Below are 20,300 nucleotides of genomic sequence, written 5' to 3' on the forward strand. Positions count from 1 at the left end.
GGATGGCGAGGTCCCCTCGCCATATCCAATCGACCAAGACAGCGGTCGCTCTTCGCAGCGCACCCGTTGGGTGGGATGGCGATCTTCGGAGCTGCTCTGCAAGAGCCGGTCTCCTCGCCATATCCAATCGACCAAGAGAAGAAATAATATTTCCTTATGTTCAATTCCGTAACGGTTTTAACCTTCTTGTAATTATCAATTATCCATTATCCATTATCCATTATCCATTATCCATTAATGAAAGAGGGTTAGTCTAAGTGATCGCCCAATACCTAGGGGCAATATAAACGTCTTTCATCTTTTTTTTATTAAACTATTTTAACCCTGATTTTTGGAGAGATTTTAATAATTACATTTACTGGCAGATTATAGAGTTATAGTTTGCCTGTAAATTTTAGCGGTCTTCTGCAATTAATTCTCAGAAGTTAAATACTTTTCAATAAATTTATCCTCTGAGCTACAGTCTGTTTCTTATCTACATATAAATGTCTTTTATCTTTTTTTATTTAATTATTTAAACCTAATTTTTTGAAGATTTTAGTCATTATGTTTACTGGCGGATTATAAGGTTCTGGTTTGCCAGTAAATTTTGGTCTTTTATCTGGTTCGTGCAGATAACGATAGTGGAGAAAAATATCTCTGTAAGGAAGATCTAAATTTTCTCCCTGACAAAGCCTAGCAAATCTTTTAGAAGAAACTCCAATATAATGAAGATATGTCAGTCTTTCTCCCTTGTCATATAGTACATTATCTCTTTCTTCAAAATGAGGTGATGTTACAGAACAACCTGTTCTTTTTTCTGGTGGTAAATCAAGACCAAAATTATAAACAGGAATATCCAATCGCATTTTCATATAGTTGAGTAAAGATTGGTTTGGAGCGGATGTATATAAAATTCCTCCTTCTCCAGAGTTAAGTTTTTCTACTAAAAAATCCCTTTGTGATTCAGAAAATAACCCCCTTTTTCCTGCATAAAATCCTGCACAAAAAATTTCAGATTTAATCCGTGATTCTGGAAAAACATCAAACAGTTTAGGTGACTCTAAATTAAAAATATGGGAGGGGTCTTTATACTGAAAATCATAGACAACAAAATCATCCCGATCCAACTGGTCAAAAATATATTCAACAGAATTTAATACCAGAATATCTGCATCAAAGTACATAAACTTTTCAAAAGGAGCTTGAGGATCGAAGCCACAATATCTACGATTCATGCCAATCCGATTTACCCCTTTAACCCCTTTTTCTGCCCACATACTTAAAGCATTTGGATGACCTTTCCAAGCTTCGTAAGAAAATTCTTCCCAGGGGGCAAATATTTCTGGATTGTCTAAAAATTGGACATTATTTCGTCTTTCTATATCAGCTTGGACTTTTTCAGTATTATTGTCATAAGCAATAACACAAACTGGAGTATTAGTACCAACATTTACCTCAATACTATTGAGTAGAGCTACAAGTTGATCGAAGACAACATCATTTGCTACAGTGTATATGCCGTTGGTCATAAAAATTAATTTGAATCACTGTTTTTGATTATATCAAGAATTTTACTAAACGCTAATCATAACCAATCGTTTATTTTTTTATAGGAATAGTTATCTATGAAGAAAAAAGTTATATTTATTATGTCAAGTGGGCATTCTGGCTCTAGTCTTTTATCACTAATTTTAGGAAGTCATCCAGAGTGTTTTTCGGCTGGTGAATTAGTAGGTCTTCCCAATCGTTATCGTCAGCAAAAGCCCATTGATTGTGTGAATATGACATCTGAATTCTGGGAAAAAACTTTTGGAGAAAAAGGACTATATGAATTGGCTAATGTTCTAGGAAATACTCGTTTAAATAAGTATATCCCTTTAAAGATTGAGAAAAAAATTAGACAAATATTCAACAAAGATGATATTTTTAACCCTTATTCTTTTATGTTTTCCAAGTTAGAAAATAAAAGCGTTATTATTGATGCTAGTAAAGCTTATCCTTGGATTGGTAAAAAAAATCAAGCTGAAGAATTTACATCAGGAAAAGTAGAAGCATATTTAATTCATTTAGTTCGTGATGGTAGAGCTGTTGTTAACTCTTATCTGAGAAAATATACTCATTGGGATATGGCTAAAGTAGCAACAGAATGGGTAGAAAAACACAAACTAAGGAATGATTTTTTTGAAAAATTTAATCCTGAGAAAAGAATTGAAATTGCTTATGAAAAATTAGCTAGTAATCCTCATAAAACTGTTGAAAGGATTTGTGATTTTATTAATATAAATTTTGTTCCTTCTATGATAGAGTATTGGCAATACGATCATTATGATATTTCTGGTAATGATGGAGCTTATTCTCTGATTCGTCGCTATCGAGGACAGGAAATAGAAAAGAAAGTACAAAAAATTAATGGTGATTACTACGACAATGTAGATATAGCTATCAAGTTAGATTTACGTTGGCAAAGAGAGCTAGCACCAGAAAAACTAGAAATATTTGAGCGTATTGCGGGAGAAACTAATAAACCTTTTGAATGGAATTAAAAGTCAAAATCTTTTGCTAAAACAAGAATTAAATTAATTATTTCATAACTAAAAAGAAATCAAAATGCTAATATCTCACAAACATAAATTTATTTTTGTTCATGTACAAAAAACAGCAGGACAAAGTGTCACAGAGACTTTAAAGAAAAATCGTGAAATAGTTCAATAAATATATCATAAGGATATTCAGTTCTTTAATTATACTTTTTAGGTTTTTGTTTCAGTCTAAAAAATCCAGGAAATAAATGAGGAGTAAATGAATAAAAAAGTAGTATCTATTATAGGTAGTGGTAGAACAGGTTCAACATTATTGATGTTAATTTTGGGCAGTCACCCTGAATGTTTTGCACTAGGAGAAATTAGTAAATTATATCGATATTATAAAAAAAAGCAAGCTCTTTGTGGTGTTTGTCCAGATACTTGCTCATTTTGGGAACAACAATTTACGAAAAAAGAACTAGATAGATTAACTGCAGTTTTAGGTAACACTCGATTAAATCCATTAGTTCCTCTTCAGCTAGAAAAAAAAGTTAGAGAAATATTACATCTAGATGGAGTATTTAATGCTTACTCATCCATTTTTGAAAAACTATCTAAAACAGTTTTAATTGATTCGAGTAAAGAAGTTGATTGGGTAAAAGAACGATACAAAGCTAAAGAGTTTACTGCGGGAAAAATTCAAAATTATCTCATTCACATGGTTCGTGATGGTAGAGCTACTATGAGTTCAAAATTGAGAATTACTCCCGGACTTACAGCTACAGAATTTAGTCATCAGTGGGCTAAAAGAATTAAAGAAACTAATGAATTTTTTGATAAGTTTCCTTCTGAACGGAAAATGGTTGTTCGTTATGAAAAATTTATCACAGAAAATCAGGAAACTTTACAAAGTTTATGTCAACTTTTACAGATAAAATATGTGCCAGAAATGGTTCAATATTGGAAACATGACCATCATCCTATTGCTGGCAATACAGGAACTCGCTCCTTGATTTTAAAGTATAGAAATGAAGAAGGTACAGCAGTTCAAAGTCAGGTGCAACAACGTCAGGGAGATTACTATGACAATATGGGTTTGAAGTTAAAGTTAGATTTACGATGGAAGAACGAGTTATCATCAGAACAACTCGAAGAGTTTAATCGAATTGCTGGAGATTTGAATAAACCTTATGAATGGAATGTTTAAAATAATAGATAGTAAAAATACTCATTAATAAAAATGCTCATTAAGTATTCAGGAAATAACAAATTTATTTTTATTGCTAATCCTAAGTGTGCCTCATCTTCCATAGAAGAATCTGTAATTGCAAAAATTGCGGATATAAGAATTAAAAGAACTCCACTAGGAAAGCATTTATCTATGAAAGAAATATATGATAGATTCAATTGGATATTTGAACATCAAGAATTTAGCTTAGATAAATTTTTCAAATGGGGAATAATTAGAGATCCTGTAAAAAGAGTTGTTAGCTGGTATAATTATCGTTCTAGACCTACATTAAAAAATCGCAACAAATATACAGGAGATTTAAGTTTTAATGATTTCTGGAACATGAATAAAACAAAAGGATTTCTTGAACCTCAATACAATATGTTTTTTGCTATTAACGATAAGTCTATTAAGGTAGATTATTTATGCAGACAAGAATTTTTGTTAGAAGATTTTCTAAAGATTAGAGAGATTTTAAATGTAAATTTGTCAAAATTCCCAAAAAGCAATATTTCTACTACTAGGAAAATTGCAGTTAATGATCTAGAAGAGAGTATTAAAAAGGAAATTCAAGAATATTATGGTATTGATTATGAGCTAATCGAAAATTTACAGTCGTTTAATGGAGAAGGTTTGGCAAAATTTAAACGCGAGATAAATACAGATAGATCATCTAATAATTTTTTTAAATATGTATTTTCAAAAATATACAAAATGTACAAATAATAGAAACAAATATTTCCTTTAGCCTTGATAGAGGAAAAAATCAGATAAAGCTCAAAAAATTGAATTAATAGGAAATAAGGTGAAGCTAGACCTGATTAACATTAGTTTTTGAAAAATTCTGGTAATTAGGGCTTGCTAGATAAATTTGAAAATGGTTGATTTTTTTATTCTCATAATTCATTCTGCTAACATGGTTTAATCTCTCAAAAAATAGGATGGTAAAGCAATCAAACTACTTGTATCACCTGATTTAACAAGTTGCACTGTCTCCCACTCTTTTCTTTTTCTATTTCGGTTACTAAAATCATTGGTTGACCAATGGTTGAATTCGTTTTCACTAGCAAATTTGAGTTCAAAAAATACTATCTCTGCAAACTTATCTCTTGGCAAGGCTGACTTAAATTCTTCAAAAAGCTCACCAGTTTTATACCTATTCAGATAGCTAACAGGAAAAATCCTTTGTTCTGCATATATTTGATCTGGTGCTAAAAAAAATTGACTATCTAAATTTTTGTAAACTGTTTGCCCAGCAATTTTCCAGACTTTGTTTTTTTGGTTACTAATCTTATCTAAGAATTCTTTAAATTGTGAAAGGATATCTTTTTTGAGAACCATATCTGCATCCCACTTACAAGCAAACTTGAAGGAGCAATTTGAAAGAGTAAAATTAGTATAATATGTAAAGGAATAAATAGAATTTTCTGGTGTAGAATCATAACCACTGCCAAAAAGAGATAATTTAAAAGGATAAGTAAGGATTTTTAATTTATTTTGATAGTCATACTTATCCTGAAAATCACGAACAATTTGCAAGCTGTCATCTTCACTTTGATTATCAATTACAATAATTTCATCAAAAACATTAATAATAGATTTAAGACAATAAAAAATTTTCTGCTCCTCATTTTTCATTCTGATAAATGCAGAAACACCTGTTTTTTTATTTTCATAGGGTAAATAAAAATTAAAATCCTCTTTTTTTTCCAAGTTAGTAAAAAATTTCTTGGAAAATAATTTCTTTTGAATAAATTTAGCTAGTTTAACTTGCCCCAATTTATGGGATAATTTACCAATTAATTTTTGCATTATTTTTAACTTTGAAATATGTTAGTTTGAATTCGCTGCTTTATTCCACCAATTTTAATACTCCAATAACAACTCTGTAAATATAATTGTTTTGACCATTTGGAAGCACGACACCAAGCATGATACTCAACTATAGCCACATCAGTTAGAAAATTACGCCATTGCCTAACAACATTTTCAGGTTCAATATCTTTAGCGCGAACTAAACTATTTTCCCTAACTTTTTGAAACAACTGAGGGTTATCTCTCAGAAGTTTCAAAGTATTAATAGCATCATCTATAGAGCTAACCTCAAAATAGTCAAACTCATTTTTTCTTTCTGACTGAAAAGCTGATTCTTTTCCTAAAATTGCAGGTACGCCAGCGTGCCAAGTATTATAGAGTTTAGTAGCTGGTTTTTGAGTATAATCTTGCTTTTGAAAATTACGAACAGCCACAACAGCATCTATATTACTATAATCATGCCAGCGATTTTTAGGGATAATTTCCCAATTTAATCCTAATTCTTTTAGTTGTTCTGACCAAGAAGCAGCCTTTAATTCTGGCGCTAAATTATAACTAATACCAAAATAACCAATATTCTCAAAGCGATCGCCCCTTTCAGGATGACGAGGAATTAATCCTGGTTGTCTCCACAGAGGAATATAGTAACTATTTCTCAAATTTTTGGCATCTTGAGGATTTTGGACTACTTGCAACTGAGCATAAGGATGAGGATTTCGATCTGGTTTAATGCAGACCATTAAAACCTTTGACGTTGGTCTTAGTTTGTAAGGAAAAGAATCTCGATGAGCTATTACAATTCCTTCGTCTGGTATATTTCCTACTAATTTACAAGGAAATCCATCTGCTTTAAGATAAAGATAGGTTTGTAAAGTCCAACAGTATATTCCTTGACCAAATTGTTCCCAATAAACATCTGGTTTTTCTGGCATATTATCTAACCAATCTTTTTGGGGAAGATAAAAATATATTGGGGGTAAATCAGTCATTTTAGTTATCAGTTATCAGTTATCAGTTATCAGTTATCAGTTATCACTACCCCTAATAAGTAGGCAGCTTTGAGACTTTATTTATTTGGTCATATTTAAAAAATCATCTTTGATTTACTGAAAAATAAAGGTATAAAGCCTCTCTATTTATGGATAAAAAAGAAAAAAATCCTTTTAGTCAATCCTCTTCTTAGAAAGAATAGGTGATTATTAATTATTAATTATTAATTATTAATTGTTGAACTAAACTTCTAACCATTTTGACAAATCTCTGCCGATTAAATCCTGAAGTTTTAATATATCTTCCCGATACTCAGCAATTAATTGTTTTCTGATTTTTGGAGATAATTTTGGTTTGCCTAAATTCTTCTTTTTGATAGTCCCTGCTATTTTTTTCCTAATTCCCATTGGCATAAATAATTTCAAACTATCTTTAATTGGATTAGGACGATTTAGTAAAGTATTAAGAGTTTGATTTTTGGGTACATTGGTAGGGTTATGTACTTTAGCCACATTTAGAACAAAAGTATCATCTACTCCCAAAAATTTAAAGAGATCTTGAGTTAAAGCAATAGGGTCTTTTCTAATATCTTCATACAGACAAATCTTAATTTGATTAGAAGGAAATAGATCGAAATAACGCTTGAGTTGAAGATAATAAAAACCTCGACGTTTATGGTGCCATTGGAAACTCCAATTATTCTCTACTCGCCAATCTTCTTGTTCTAATGTTTTCTTAAAATTAGGTTCCGGTTCTCTACCATTACTCAGAGAAAATAAAAAGTGAGAAAAAGCTCTTTCTGCTGGGTCTCTAAGAATAGCAATTATTTTAGCATCAGGTATATAGTTATGTATTCGCTGTGGTGCTTTTTCACTATATATATATGAAGTAGAAGCTTCCCCAATTGCTATTTCATCTGTCACTCCAGCAAACAATTCTTGGTAGCTTTCTAAATCTGTAATTGCATTCTCCATAAAATGAACACCATTCGGACCGATACGTTCTTTACTTTCTCCTTCTAAAGTAAAAAAATCTGGTTCTTTTTGGTCTCTAGAAGCTGGCATATAAATTTGAGGATGTTGCTTCAGATAATAATAAAGAGAAGAAGTACCTGACTTAGCAGCACCAATTAATAAAAAATTTGGCATTGTCATAATTAAAATACCTCCTTTATGATATTTGACTTAACCACAATTTAGCTACATTTTCCCAGGTTTCATCTTTGACTAACTCAACATTTTTTTCTCGGACTTCTTGAAGCTGTTCCGGGTTTTTTAGTAGTTCTACTATTTTATAAGCTAATGCTTCTTGAGTTTCTTTGTCGTAAGGATGACCTGGTACTTTAACACAATAACTTTTATCTTTTAATCCAGCATAATCTGTTGTGACTGGTACTGCTCCTACTAAGGCAGATTCCCGGACTGTATTACAATCTAATTCTTCAAAAGTACAACCATAATAATTAATTGATGAAGTTGATTTTTCCTGCATTAGTTTTTCTCGTCCAGCTTTTCCATATTCATTTACTCCTGGTTGCGCCATTAGTTTTAACATTTTTTCTTTCCAATCTGGATCGATTTTGCTACCCCAACCATAGTAAATATTCAGTTCTGCTGATGGAATTTCTTTTTTAATAATCGGCCAGCCAAATTCTAACATTCTTTCTAGCCCTCTAATATAATTAGAAGCGTAAATAATTTTATTAGGCTCTTTAGGATTTTCATAGAGCGAGGAAAAAGATGGTTCTATTCCATTAGGGATAATAGCAATTTTATTGTCAGGTATTTCTGGAAGTAATGAACGGTGATAATTGTTCTTGCAGAAAATTTTATCGTAGTGTTTTAATTTTTCATAAGTTACTTCTCTAGGCAACAACACCGAACCTAAATCTAGCCAAACTCTTTTAGCTTTAATGGGAAACTTAATCCTCCAGGCAAACTGCCACATAATTAGAGTATCAAAACTGTCATAAGGATTAAATTTTGAGTAATGATTATACTCTACTCCATCATAGATACCTTCTTTATTGCCACAATTATTATATACAGCAACTTTATAACCTAACTTTACCCATTCTCTACCTAGAAAAACAATCCTGGCATCAGCACCTCCTAATCCTGTTTTTAAACTTTCTGGAGACCATTGATATGGAGTATGACCAGTGTAGTAAACAATAGAATTTTCTGACCATAATTTAGGTGTTATTCTTTGTTTTAATGCAGTTAATTTAGAACTAAAATTATCGAGTAGCTTCTTGAATGCCACAGTTGAATTACTCCCAGTATATTTTTGATTTTCCTTGTTATTTGAACTATAAATAGGGTTTGATGATTAAATTTAAAAGCACTGAAATATAAAGGATTCAGCATTTAAAGGAGCGAAAAAAATACCTGGTATCACGTTAAAAAACCTCAAAAAATTAGCATAAAAGGCAGGAGAGATAGCAGAAAAACCACTCTGACAGATATATCCGACTATCTCCTAATTAATTCCTCGTTTCTCCTAACTACTCTCTGCTCCCCTACTCCTGAAAAAGACTTTTTCAGCAAACCCTAAATATTTTCTCGAATCAGGATGATATTTAGTATTAGTAGTATATAGAGGTTGCTGGCGATCGCCAAGACATCTCCTCCGATTCATAGAGCTAAAATTTTTTTCTTCTATTGATTATACTCTCTATTACTTTTCACTAAACATCTACAAGATGCAATTAATTATTAACTACATAGGCTTTCCTAAAGTACATTTATTAACATAGTTAGGTATCTCAAATATTTCTTTCTTTGTTGTCTACTACTTCAAATTAAAAATAATTATTGACATACAGACTATACTATGTTAACAAGCTTAGAGTAAACCTTGATAACTATATAATTTATCTTAGAACTTAATTCATCTATAATTTGTGATCTTAATTCTAACAGATGTTCATTTCCACTATATTAATTATCGTCGCACAAATGCCTCTTTCAAAATAGCTACGCTTTCTATTTTATTAGCATATTTTTTATTAATTACTACATCATCAAAAATTAAGTATGCTTCTGTATCTTGGATAATTTCCTCTTGAACATTTCGCTATAAATCTTGTGTTTGCGCAGCAGTCCGTAGGAAAATTAAAGATTTTATTCTTAAATAATGATTAAGTAGGTAGGCACGAAAAATTTTAACTATCAGGACTTAAGCAGAGACTCTACATATAGGGATGGTGAATGCTATACTGCCCTACAGATAGCGCTTTCAAGGTTAATTTGCGTAAGTCCTGGCTATATCAATATTAATAATTGTAAACTCACTCCCAGCTCCTCAAACTCCTACAAACAGTTAAGTTGAGGGGTTATTTACATATTTTTACATAGGGACAAGTTTTAACTGCTACCTACATGGTATCATCACTAATATTTTCTAAGTAATTTCCGCGTTAGTTATAGTACAATTTGCGCAAAAAATAAGTAAATATTGGTATGGAATTAATATCAATAGTAAAAAACTGATACCTTGGAGGTGAAAAATTATGCAGTTAATGAAGCAACCACGAGTAATTGAAAGTGGTAGTAAAGACTCATTAATGCTACCTAACAGCTGTTCTCTCTCGATGTTGGTAGCAAGAACAGACATACCTTTTATGATGCATACAATTCCTCATCTAGTTAGAATGAGTAATTTTAATTTTACTCAAAAAGTACTGTTTATGGATACAGCACCTCTATCTGGAGATAAAGTTATGCGTCCTGGTGTTGGTACTCTAAGTGAACTTAGAGATTGCTGCAGGGAACTTATAGGTAAAGGTATTGTAGATCGAGTTGTGGAGATTAACTATGACCAAAATCATCAAAAACAAATGTACCAAAAGCATTTTGGTTATCGGATTAAACCCACCCATAACTATAAGGGTTATCCGATCTTGGGGTCAATTTCTCACATAGAATCTGTACCAGGAGATTATATGTTGCATTATGACAGTGATATGCTTCTACATCAACAACCAGATTATAGTTGGATAGATGAAGGTATCAAGTTAATGGAGCAACATCCGGAGATCATGGCAATCAGACCATTGACAGGTCCACCAACTGAAGATGGTACTATATACCAAAAAAATAAGCCCCTAAAACCAGAAGTAGATGGCTTCTATAAACTCAAATTTTTCAGCAGTAGGGTGTATCTGATTAACCGTAAACGCTTTGAAAAGTTACTGCCATTGCCTATTTTGTGGCGTTCCTACAACAAAAAATCTCTTAATCGACTGCCACTACACTTAAAAACCCTTTTAAATTACTATACTGGCAAAGGCAAGTTGGATTCTTGGGAGATTATGGTATCCATGCAGTTAGAGAAAACTGACTATGTACGAGCAACTATGAGCTCCACTAAAGCGTGGACAATTCATCCTAAAGACCGAAGTCCAGAATTTATTAAAGCTTTGCCAAATGTTATAGAAAAAATAGAGAAAGGATTTTATCCACCCGAGCAAGCTGGACATTATGATTTTATTTCCAAATATTGGCTTTGATTTAAGGTACTCGCATTGAATATAGATTACCAATTAAAGTAAGGTGGGGAAAACTGACAGATAAACTCAATTAAAAATTCCGAAAGAATATTTTTCCCACCTAGAAAGCTCAACATTGGTACATGATTTTTTTTACTAATTCCTATGGAGCGATCGCTACTAGATTCGATAAACGGTTAGTATATACAGATTCCTGGCGCTCAGCCAATACATCTGTTCCGATTCATACAGATAAAAATTATTTCTTCTATTGATGATAGTCTCTGTTATTTTTCACTAGACATCTACAGATGCAATCGTCAATATATTAGACCTCTCCGGAAAAGAGGGAGTAGGGAGTAGGGAGTAGGGAGTAGGGAGTAGGGGAAAAGAATTGATGATTTATGCGTATGGGATTGATTTAATTTTTGACGATCGCCAGATGTCTATTAACTATATAGACTCTCCCAAAGTACATCTATTAACATAGTTAGTAGCTCAAATATTTCTTTTCTTGTTGTCTACTACTTCAAATTCAAAATAATTATTGACAGACAGAATCTGCTATGTTAATAAACTTGGAGTAAACCTTGATAACTAGATAGTCTATCTTATAATTTAATTCATCTATTTTGTGATATAATTTCGACACATGATTGAGTGCAATCAAGAATATTTTTTTGTAGTAGATGCTTTTTCTGAATCATGATAGAAATTAACTACTCAATAATTAAACAACTGCTATAGTAAAAAAAAAGACACAATATCTCTTCAAAGATTGTGATTTTATAGTTGATACTAGAGCATATTATGTTAACACCTATAAAAAAGTGGATTAAATCTCAAATCCCCTTTGCTAATGACTTAACTAAGAAACTAACTGCTAAAAAATGGCCGGAAAAGTCAATTGTGTATTATCTAGGAAAGCGTTTTTTAGTACTAGAATCCGATCTGAAAACTAAGGGTGCCAGTGGTTCGGATAGTGCAGTTTTCTTTTTGACTAGAGAATGGGTCAAGCAAGGGTATGATGTTACAATTTTTACTAATTGTGAAGACAAAGAGGGTATTTATGGAGGAGTTAAATATGTTAATTATGACAAAATTAACTGGTACGATACTTTTGATACTTTAATTATGTGGCGACATCCTAAGATGCTGCCTACTTATGCTAAAGCTAAAAGAACCTGGTTTGATTGGCACGATATAATTACATTCGATCCTATATACTTAAAGCCCTATAACAAAATTTTTGTCAAAAGTTATTACCAACGTAATTTATTACCAGACATACCTGATGATAAGTTTGTAGTTATTAATAATGGTGCTGATTCTACTGTTTTAGAACTGAGTAAAAATCAAAAACAACCATATAGATTAGTATATGCTTCGAGGTATTATCGAGGCTTAGAATTTATGTTGATATGGGGATGGCCAATTATTAAAAGAGAAATTCCAGAAGCAGAATTACATATTTATTATGGGTGGACGAAACGTGACTATAGTGAAAGGTTAATACCTTGGAGACAAAAAATGATGGAATTAATGGAGCAGCCAGGAGTAATTGAACATGGTATTGTGGGCCACAATCAATTAATGTATGAAAAATCTACTTCAGCTATTCATTATTATGGGTGTGCTTATGAAGAAATAGACTGTATTTCATTGCGGGAGTCGGCGATGGTAAAATGCGTTCCTGTCACTACTAATTATGCAGCAATTATGGAAAAAGATTATTGTATAAAAGTGGATGGCGACCCCCAGGTAAAGGAAACTCAAGAGGCTTTAGCTTATAGAGTAGTAGAACTTTTAAAAAATCCTCAGGAGTTAGAGGAGATTAGGGGAAAAATCCAAGAATATGTCAAGAATGAAATTTGGGAGCATGTAGCACCATTGTGGTTGAAAAATATTGATTAAGTATGACTTAAATAAACTCAAGTATCGCTACGTAGAAGTTAAAAGTTGTAGGGATGAATAGGCATTTACGGATGCAAAGTTGCCGTTAACGCCCGTACAAAAGTCAAAAGTAAATAAGAGGATAGATTAAAAGAATTGTTTTTATTATTTCTCCTTGTAGGTTGATAGCTTGTGTCACAGTCTAAGAAAGGCTTTAAACTGTATTTATTCGGTAAATTTTTGCTCGAATTAGTAAAGTGAATAGTTCCTACTATATATAACAGTCGAAGGAAAAATTAGGGGATCTCAAAAGTTTAAAATTCAAAAAAATCCAGGTTTTTCCTTCTTTATTCTACTGTAAGACTATAGATTATTCGGTAAAAAATATTTTTACTATAGGAATCCTAAATAAGTTGCGGGCAATCAAAAAGTAGATAAAAAAACTGAAACTCCTAACTGTTCCCTATTCTCTAAAAGTGGTAAGAGTTTTATATCCCACATTCCGCACCACAAAATGTAGCAACCGAAAAAGGAGTCAGGAGACAGGAGACAGGAGACAGAATTTGAGAAGAAAATCATAACTGCTGTGATTGAGTAATCAATCAAATAAGTATTTATGCGTAAATTTTTGACTCGGAATTTGATCGACGAAAAAAGTAATTGAGATGATTCGCATAGTATAAATACCTACCAAGATACAAATTTATATACTACTTTTAATGATATGCTCTTGAAGTGCGGAATGTGAGTTATATATAAATAAAATAGGATTGCTATATATATATGAACAATAAGTTTAGTTAGTAATTGATATAGTTTTTCCTAAAGTAGTGAGGTACATTGATATTCTTGTATTTTTATTCTCTGTTTCCGTAAGCATTCAGCTATTAGCTGTCAGCTCTCAGCTATCATGATGGGGTTTTAATGAATATAGACTGTTGAGTGCCAGATTTTATAGTTAAGTATAAATTCTGTCTCAATTAGTAAAGCTTTTATCTAAAACTAAAAGCAATAAAAGCAATAGCTGATTGCTGATTGCTGAGGGCTGAATGCTTACCTGTTTCCTGTTCCTTCAAACCTAAAATTTTGTACCTCACGCTTTTTGGAAATTGCTATAGAAAGAGAAAAAATAGTAAATTTTAGAGCAACTAAGCAAATATGAAACTGATAGTTCCGATTGAATTTTATCGCCAAGGTGGAGTTGAAAAGGTCATTTGTGGAACCATCGAAGAGTTGATTGAAGAAGTAGAGGAAATAATATTAGTATTGCCTAAAAAAGAAATTCCTCATTTTCAAGAAAAGTTACCGAAATCTCCAATAATCAAATATGAATCATTTACATTACCTCCTAAATCTTTACAGTCTCGAATACTTTCTGTAATTAATAAGTTTTCGTCCTTATCAGGTAATCTTAAAGCAAAGAAAATCCAAATATTTTTTAAGAGTATCCGCCGTAAATATCAGAGTAAGTTTAGTATCAGATATTTAGCTAATCGTTATCAAGCTACTCATTGTTTATACTTTTTAACTAATCAATTAACTCCACCCGATATTGATATTCCTTTAGCAATGGTCACCCATGATGTATTCTGGAGATTTGCTCCTTTAAGTTATCCAGAATCTTATATAAAAAAATACGATTTAAGTTTATTGGAATGGCTGAAGAAAGTTGATATTGTTTTTACTGTTTCTGACAAAACCCGTAAAGATATTATCTCAGTTTTTCCAGAGTTTACTAGCAAGATTACACCTATACCTAACTCTGGTTTTCCTACTAAGTCAAATACTTCACAGAAGTTGTTGACTATAACAGAAAATTCCCATGAATCTAATGAAGAATTACCAATATTTTATTTACCTTCTTCTTTTGGTATTTATAAAGACCACTTAACTCTGTTAAAGGCAGGTATTAAGCTTGCTCAAAAAAATCTGAAGTTTAAAATAGTTTTGATTGGTAAAGAAACGGATAATTTGATTGCTGGAAATATTAGTTTATCTCAGCAAGCTAATAGTCAAGAATACATTAATTATCTGCATCAATGTCAGGAAATATCTCAGAATAATCAGAATATAATGCAGGAATATTTTGAGGGGTTAGGATATTGTTCCGATGAAGATGTGGAAAAATGGTATCGGAAATGTTCCTGTGTGGTTTTTCCTTCTAAATATGAAGGTTTTGGTTTAGCTTTATCAGAATCAGTTGTTAGAGGAATACCTGCTATTGTTTCAGATTTAGAAGTTTTTCGAGAGCAGGTAGAGCTTTATAAATGTGAGGATATGGTAGATTTTTTCCCTGTGGGTGATGTGGATACTTTAGCAAATTGTATGGAGAAATTTATTCTATATCCTAAAAGTAAGTTGTCTGCTGAAGAAGTAGATAAACGCTTTTCTCATTGGACTTGGAAAGAGACTGCTAAAGAGTATGTTCGTCTGTTGGAGCAGTTGTAAAAAGTTAACTGTAATTTTAATTTTGAAAAGTAATAATCAGTCAAAGGAAGTTCTATTGAGACAATTATCTCAAATCTCATAACTAAGACGTTATAGTTAAGTCCAAATATATAGTGAGTCATAGAGGCGATCGCTCAGAGTTTTATCTAAAATCTAGTAACTAAGACGTTGTAGTTAAGTAATAATCAGTCAAAGGAAGTTCTATTGAGACAATTATCTCAAATCTCATAACTAAGACGTTATAGTTAAGTCCAAATATATAGTGAGTCATAGAGGCGATCGCTCAGAGTTTTATCTAAAATCTAGTAACTAAGACGTTGTAGTTAAGTAATAATCAGTCAAAGGAAGTTCTATTGAGACAATTATCTCAAATCTCATAACTAAGACGTTATAGTTAAGTCCAAATATATAGTGAGTCATAGAGGCGATCGCTCAGAGTTTTATCTAAAATCTAGTAACTAAGACGTTGTAGTTAAGTAATAATCAGTCAAAGGAAGTTCTATTGAGACAATTATCTCAAATCTCATAACTAAGACGTTATAGTTAAGTCCAAATATATAGTGAGTCATAGAGGCGATCGCTCAGAGTTTTATCTAAAATCTAGTAACTAAGACGTTGTAGTTAAGTAATAATCAGTCAAAGGAAGTTCTATTGAGACAATTATCTCAAATCTCATAACTAAGACGTTATAGTTAAGTCCAAATATATAGTGAGTCATAGAGGCGATCGCTCAGAGTTTTATCTAAAATAACTTCTGACTTCTGAATTCTGACTTTTGACTTTTGACTTCGTTAAGTTCCCTATTCTCTTTTTTCTGTCATCTTTCCCAGAATTAGGGGTAAATTATTTTAATTCCTGTGATTAATTTTCCTAAAGTTCAGCCAATGCCTCATCTACCTTTTCCATCTTCCTTGTTACTTATTTCTGAGTTCAGCAAATACCTGATACATCTGTTTTGCCAATTTTTTAGGATTCCACAAAGGCGCTAAGTTATCTGGATTTTTTGAATTTTGCAAATGCTCCCGCACCGAATTTCTTAAACCTAAATCTTTACCTAATTTAATTCCCCATTCTGTATATTCTTCCCAACTCCAAGCTACTCCTATATTCAAATTTACATTCTGCAAAAATGAGTAACCCATCCGAGATAAATATTGTTCTCCAGTTCTAGTTATTATTGGTAAGTTTGCCCATAAAGCTTCCAAATTATGAGTACCTCCATTGTAGGGATAAGAATCTAATAAAACATCCGCTATCTGATAAATTGCTCGATGTTCTTCTTCTGTTTGAGTTTGTCCTAAAAAGATAATTCGATTAAAGTCTACTCCTAAATTTTCAGATTCTTGACGATAAGTTTGATAAATTATATCTACATCTCCTTGACCTTTACGAATTAATATACTTTCTGGTGTATGTTGCAAAATTTTTAATTGGGCACGTACCATTTCTGGGTTAGTTTTTCGTCCTGGTGCTATACACAAATAAACCATTTTATCTGAATCAATACCGATACTATTTCTCGCAGTATTTCTATCAACCAAATGACTATCAAACCCACCCACAGCTACAGATGTTTCTGGTAATCTAACTAATTTTTCTAAATAATATTTTTCTCTTCCTTCAGGGTGAGTATGCCAGTCACATAAAAAATAATTATTTTCAGAAATATATGGTGCATCAAAACCTAGCCAAGAAACACAGACTGGTGCAGGTTTTTCGTGGATAATATGTACATTTACTGGCAATGTCATTGAATCTAAATCTACTACTACATCTAACTTATCTTCTAATATTTGTTCGACAATTTCTTCGTAGGATGGAAACCCATTAGGATACTTTTTCGGCCAATAGGTTTTGACAGACATTTGTTCAAATCTTTGAGTAATATCATCTCGCTTCAACGAACCTGTAATATATAGATGAATGTGAGGTGTAATTTGAGATAGTTCTCGAATTAAGGCTTCGCTACACCAACCTACAGAATGACGACGAAAATGTTTGGAAAGGAATCCTATTTTCAGGGGTTGGGAATTAGAAATATGAGTTTTTGGAGTTGGATAGTTTTTGACTCTATTTTGATAATATTGTTTGGCTATTAATTTGTAAAATTTAGCATTTCCTTCTAAGTTATCCCGGAGGTGAGGTACGGCAAATAAGAAAATTTCATAGAGTAGTTTTATTTCTACTTCGCTGAAGGTTTCACAGCTTTGATAAGAAAATTTTTCTACTTCTGAAAGTTTGGAGTTTGCCATGTCACTCACTCCAGATTGAAAGTAGGAGAATAAAAAGGCAGTGCCTGAAAGAATAGGAGCTATTTCTCCACAAGAATTACAAAAATTATCGGCTGCTTTTCTAGCTTGGGCAAGTTTAGTTGTATGACTGAGTAAATCGCATAATTGTTGATGAGCTTCCACAAATTGTGGTTTAACTTCAATCGCTTTTTCAAATAAAGCGATCGCTTCTTCCATTTTTTCTTGTTTAATAATATGTCCGATGCGAGAATATACTTCTGCCCAGTTTGGTTTAAGTTTTAATGCTTGATGATATTTTTCTAGTGCTGATTCTAATAATCCTTTATTGGAAAGTGCTGTTCCTAAGTTGGCATAAGCATCATAGGAGTTAGGATTATATTTAATAGCTATTTGATAATGATAAATTGCTTGGTCGTAGTCACCTTTCAGTAATAAATTATTAGCTAGTTTTTCATGTAAGTGTTTGAGTTCTGGATTAATATTTAATGCTTTTTGATAATATTTTGCTGCTGCTTCTCTATCTCCTTGTTTACCTAAAATATTAGCTAGATTACTATAAGCTTCGGTATAATCTGGTTTGAGATTAATAGCTCTTTGATAACTTATAACTGCGTCCTTAATTCTACTAAGTTTAACTAGGGTATTGCCTAATTTAAAGTGAAAATCTGCCTCTACTATATCTGGTTGAATTTCTAATGCTTTTTCCCAAGCTTCCAGAGCTTCATCAACCTTTCCTAAATATTGAAATAGTTTACCAATATTCCAATAAATACCAGCCAAACCAGGTTTTAAATCAACAGCTTTTTGATAATAAAACAGCGCTTGTTTATATTGACCTAACTGCAAATAAACACTACCAATATTTCCCTGAACTTCAGCAACTTCTGGTTTAATTTCTAACCCCTGACTATAAGCATGCAAAGCAGCTTCTAAATTATTTTGTCTATAAAAAGCATTTCCTAAAGTTACATAAAATGGAGCATAATCCGGTTGAATTTTCAAAGCTTCTTTACAGCAAGCGATCGCCGAATCTAAATTTCCTTGTTTCAAGGCTAGATCGGCTTGATTCATATAAGCTTCTGCCGCTGGAAATTTTAAGATTTTTGGTGTAAATTCTGACTCTGATTCTTGATATTCAAAAGTCGTAATTTCACCTGTTTTTTCCAAACTTTCTTCTACTTCATCCGGATAAGGTAAATTATCAGAATTATTCTCAAAATTATCTACCTTTTGCTCTGGAATCAAATTAACAGTAGCAGGTTTAATTCCATGTTCTCCATCAAGAATAATAGCTTCTCCATTTTCTTCTCTTGTAAATTTTTCCTGCTCTAGATATTGACTTGATTTATTTTTTTCTTTTGAGTTTAATACCCCGCCGTCTACAGGATATTCACAATTGGTTGGGGTTTGAGTCCCCGTCCACTTCTTCCTTCTTCCTTCTTCAATCCGAACTACTGAATCAACATATTCCTTTATATTCTGATTATTTTCCCCTGCTAGTTTTTGCCATTCAGTGAATAATTCCTCCAATTGACGTTCAGTAGTTCCAGGTCTGAGCAACTTATATAACTTGACAAAAGCTTCCCGATAATTTGGTTGAATAGATAAAGATTTTTGATAATAATCAAAAGCTGGTTCAAGATTTGTATACAGAGCAAATACCTCTGCTAACTTGCAGTAAGCTTTAGGCTCTTCTGGTTCAATTTGTAGCAACTTTTGATAACAATAAACTGCCCGATCGAATTCTCCTATTCGAGAAAGTACATTTCCCAACATCAACTGCACAGATGCCAAATCAGGATTAATCTCTAAGGCTTTTTTATAATTAAAAATAGCTAAATTAAATTCCCTCTGTTTATAATAAACAGTGCCAATATTCGCATATGCTTGTGCAAAATCAGGTTGAATATTTAACGCCCGCTCATAAGTATTAATTGCCTGTTCAAATAAATTTTGACGTTGAAAAATATTCCCTAAAGTCAAATAAACAGAAGCAAAATTTGGTTGAATTTTAACTGCTTCCTTGCAAGCGGAAATCGCTGCATCAAAATTTTCTTGCATCAAATATACTTCAGCTAACTTCTTGTAAGCTTCGACATAATCTGGTTTAATACTCAAAGCTTTTTGATAAGCAATCATCGCTGTATAAAGTTGTCCAGAATCTTGTAGTTGATTGGCTGTATTGAAATAATTTTCAGCTAACATTTTCTCTACGAACCCTTATAACGGTCAAGTTAAACAGTGTTTGTTATTTTATTTAATCTTAAGATAAGGAGTATAGACCATGGTCACAGAACAAGACCCCATTAAATTAATGAAACAGCAAGTCGGCAAAGCTGCTGCTGACCGAGTAAAGTCTGGAATGATAGTGGGGTTAGGCACAGGATCGACCGCTGCCTATATGATTCAGTTTTTGGGAGAACGTCTACAAAGTGGCCAACTCACAGATATCAAAGGTATTCCTACCTCCTTTCAATCAAACGTATTAGCTAAAAAGTATGGTGTGCCATTAACTACCCTCGATGAAGTTGACCACATGGATATTGCCATTGATGGTGCTGATGAAGTTGACCCACAGAAAAATCTCATCAAGGGTGGTGGAGCAGCTCATACCCGTGAAGTGCGACTCGTTGGCCATTAAACCAGGAAACTAGGTATAAATGGCCGTTCCAAGT

At 32.3% G+C, this 20,300-nt stretch carries 13 protein-coding genes and 1 pseudogene; 7 read left to right on the forward strand and 7 right to left on the reverse strand.

The annotated features are described in order from the left end of the window. Window positions 1-506: 506 nt before the first annotated feature. Window positions 507-1,511, reverse strand: a complete 1,005-nt coding sequence (locus AC3DU7_RS05285; protein WP_488038307.1) for an Npun_R2821/Npun_R2822 family protein — start codon at window positions 1,509-1,511, stop codon at window positions 507-509. A gap of 96 nt (window positions 1,512-1,607) precedes the next feature. Here AC3DU7_RS05285 and AC3DU7_RS05290 point away from each other — a divergent pair, with 96 nt between their 5' ends. The 3 genes from AC3DU7_RS05290 to AC3DU7_RS05300 all read left to right on the forward strand — a co-directional run bounded on the left by AC3DU7_RS05290 (window position 1,608) and on the right by AC3DU7_RS05300 (window position 4,461). After that, window positions 1,608-2,525, forward strand: a complete 918-nt coding sequence (locus tag AC3DU7_RS05290) for a sulfotransferase (protein WP_488038308.1) — start codon at window positions 1,608-1,610, stop codon at window positions 2,523-2,525. A gap of 256 nt (window positions 2,526-2,781) precedes the next feature. After that, window positions 2,782-3,711: a sulfotransferase family protein gene (locus AC3DU7_RS05295; RefSeq protein WP_488038309.1), complete on the forward strand. Its 930-nt coding sequence runs from the start codon at window positions 2,782-2,784 to the stop codon at window positions 3,709-3,711. A gap of 33 nt (window positions 3,712-3,744) precedes the next feature. Further along, window positions 3,745-4,461, forward strand: coding sequence for a sulfotransferase family 2 domain-containing protein (locus AC3DU7_RS05300; protein WP_488038310.1), 717 nt, complete (start codon window positions 3,745-3,747; stop codon window positions 4,459-4,461). 195 nt (window positions 4,462-4,656) lie between these two features. Here the strand turns inward: AC3DU7_RS05300 and AC3DU7_RS05305 are convergent, their stop codons facing one another. The 5 genes from AC3DU7_RS05305 to AC3DU7_RS05325 form a co-directional block, all read right to left on the reverse strand. After that, window positions 4,657-5,547: a glycosyltransferase gene (locus AC3DU7_RS05305; protein WP_488038311.1), complete on the reverse strand. Its 891-nt coding sequence runs from the start codon at window positions 5,545-5,547 to the stop codon at window positions 4,657-4,659. A 5-nt stretch (window positions 5,548-5,552) separates the two neighbouring features. Further along, the gene (locus AC3DU7_RS05310) at window positions 5,553-6,539 is read right to left on the reverse strand and encodes a hypothetical protein (protein WP_488038312.1); all 987 of its coding nucleotides are present in this window, start codon (window positions 6,537-6,539) and stop codon (window positions 5,553-5,555) included. Window positions 6,540-6,782: 243 nt separating this feature from the next. Next, window positions 6,783-7,694, reverse strand: a complete 912-nt coding sequence (locus AC3DU7_RS05315; protein WP_488038313.1) for a sulfotransferase — start codon at window positions 7,692-7,694, stop codon at window positions 6,783-6,785. A 16-nt stretch (window positions 7,695-7,710) separates the two neighbouring features. After that, entirely contained in the window at window positions 7,711-8,805 is a 1,095-nt protein-coding gene (locus tag AC3DU7_RS05320; RefSeq protein WP_488038314.1) for a glycosyltransferase family protein, read from the reverse strand. Window positions 8,806-9,042: 237 nt separating this feature from the next. Further along, window positions 9,043-9,180, reverse strand: coding sequence for a hypothetical protein (locus tag AC3DU7_RS05325; protein ID WP_488038315.1), 138 nt, complete (start codon window positions 9,178-9,180; stop codon window positions 9,043-9,045). Window positions 9,181-10,054: 874 nt separating this feature from the next. On the opposite strand from AC3DU7_RS05325, the gene AC3DU7_RS05330 reads away from it, so the two are divergent. The 3 genes from AC3DU7_RS05330 (at window position 10,055) to AC3DU7_RS05340 (ending at window position 15,373) form a co-directional block, all read left to right on the forward strand. Then, window positions 10,055-11,053 (forward strand): hypothetical protein, encoded by a 999-nt coding sequence (locus tag AC3DU7_RS05330; protein ID WP_488038316.1) that lies wholly within the window; start codon window positions 10,055-10,057, stop codon window positions 11,051-11,053. A gap of 789 nt (window positions 11,054-11,842) precedes the next feature. Then, complete coding sequence (locus AC3DU7_RS05335; RefSeq protein WP_488038317.1) at window positions 11,843-12,946, forward strand: glycosyltransferase family protein; 1,104 nt, start codon at window positions 11,843-11,845, stop codon at window positions 12,944-12,946. A gap of 1,137 nt (window positions 12,947-14,083) precedes the next feature. Beyond that, on the forward strand, window positions 14,084-15,373 hold the full coding sequence (locus tag AC3DU7_RS05340) for a glycosyltransferase (protein WP_488038318.1): 1,290 nt from the start codon (window positions 14,084-14,086) through the stop codon (window positions 15,371-15,373). Window positions 15,374-16,287: 914 nt separating this feature from the next. On the opposite strand, the gene AC3DU7_RS05345 is transcribed toward AC3DU7_RS05340, so the two are convergent. After that, window positions 16,288-19,830: a tetratricopeptide repeat protein gene (locus AC3DU7_RS05345; protein ID WP_488038319.1), complete on the reverse strand. Its 3,543-nt coding sequence runs from the start codon at window positions 19,828-19,830 to the stop codon at window positions 16,288-16,290. A 79-nt stretch (window positions 19,831-19,909) separates the two neighbouring features. Between AC3DU7_RS05345 and rpiA the strand changes: the two are divergent. Further along, window positions 19,910-20,245: pseudogene (gene rpiA / locus AC3DU7_RS05350) on the forward strand (ribose 5-phosphate isomerase A); the annotation flags it as partial. Between the last annotated feature and the right edge of the window lie 55 nt (window positions 20,246-20,300).

It is taken from the genome of Okeania sp., from assembly GCF_983059655.1.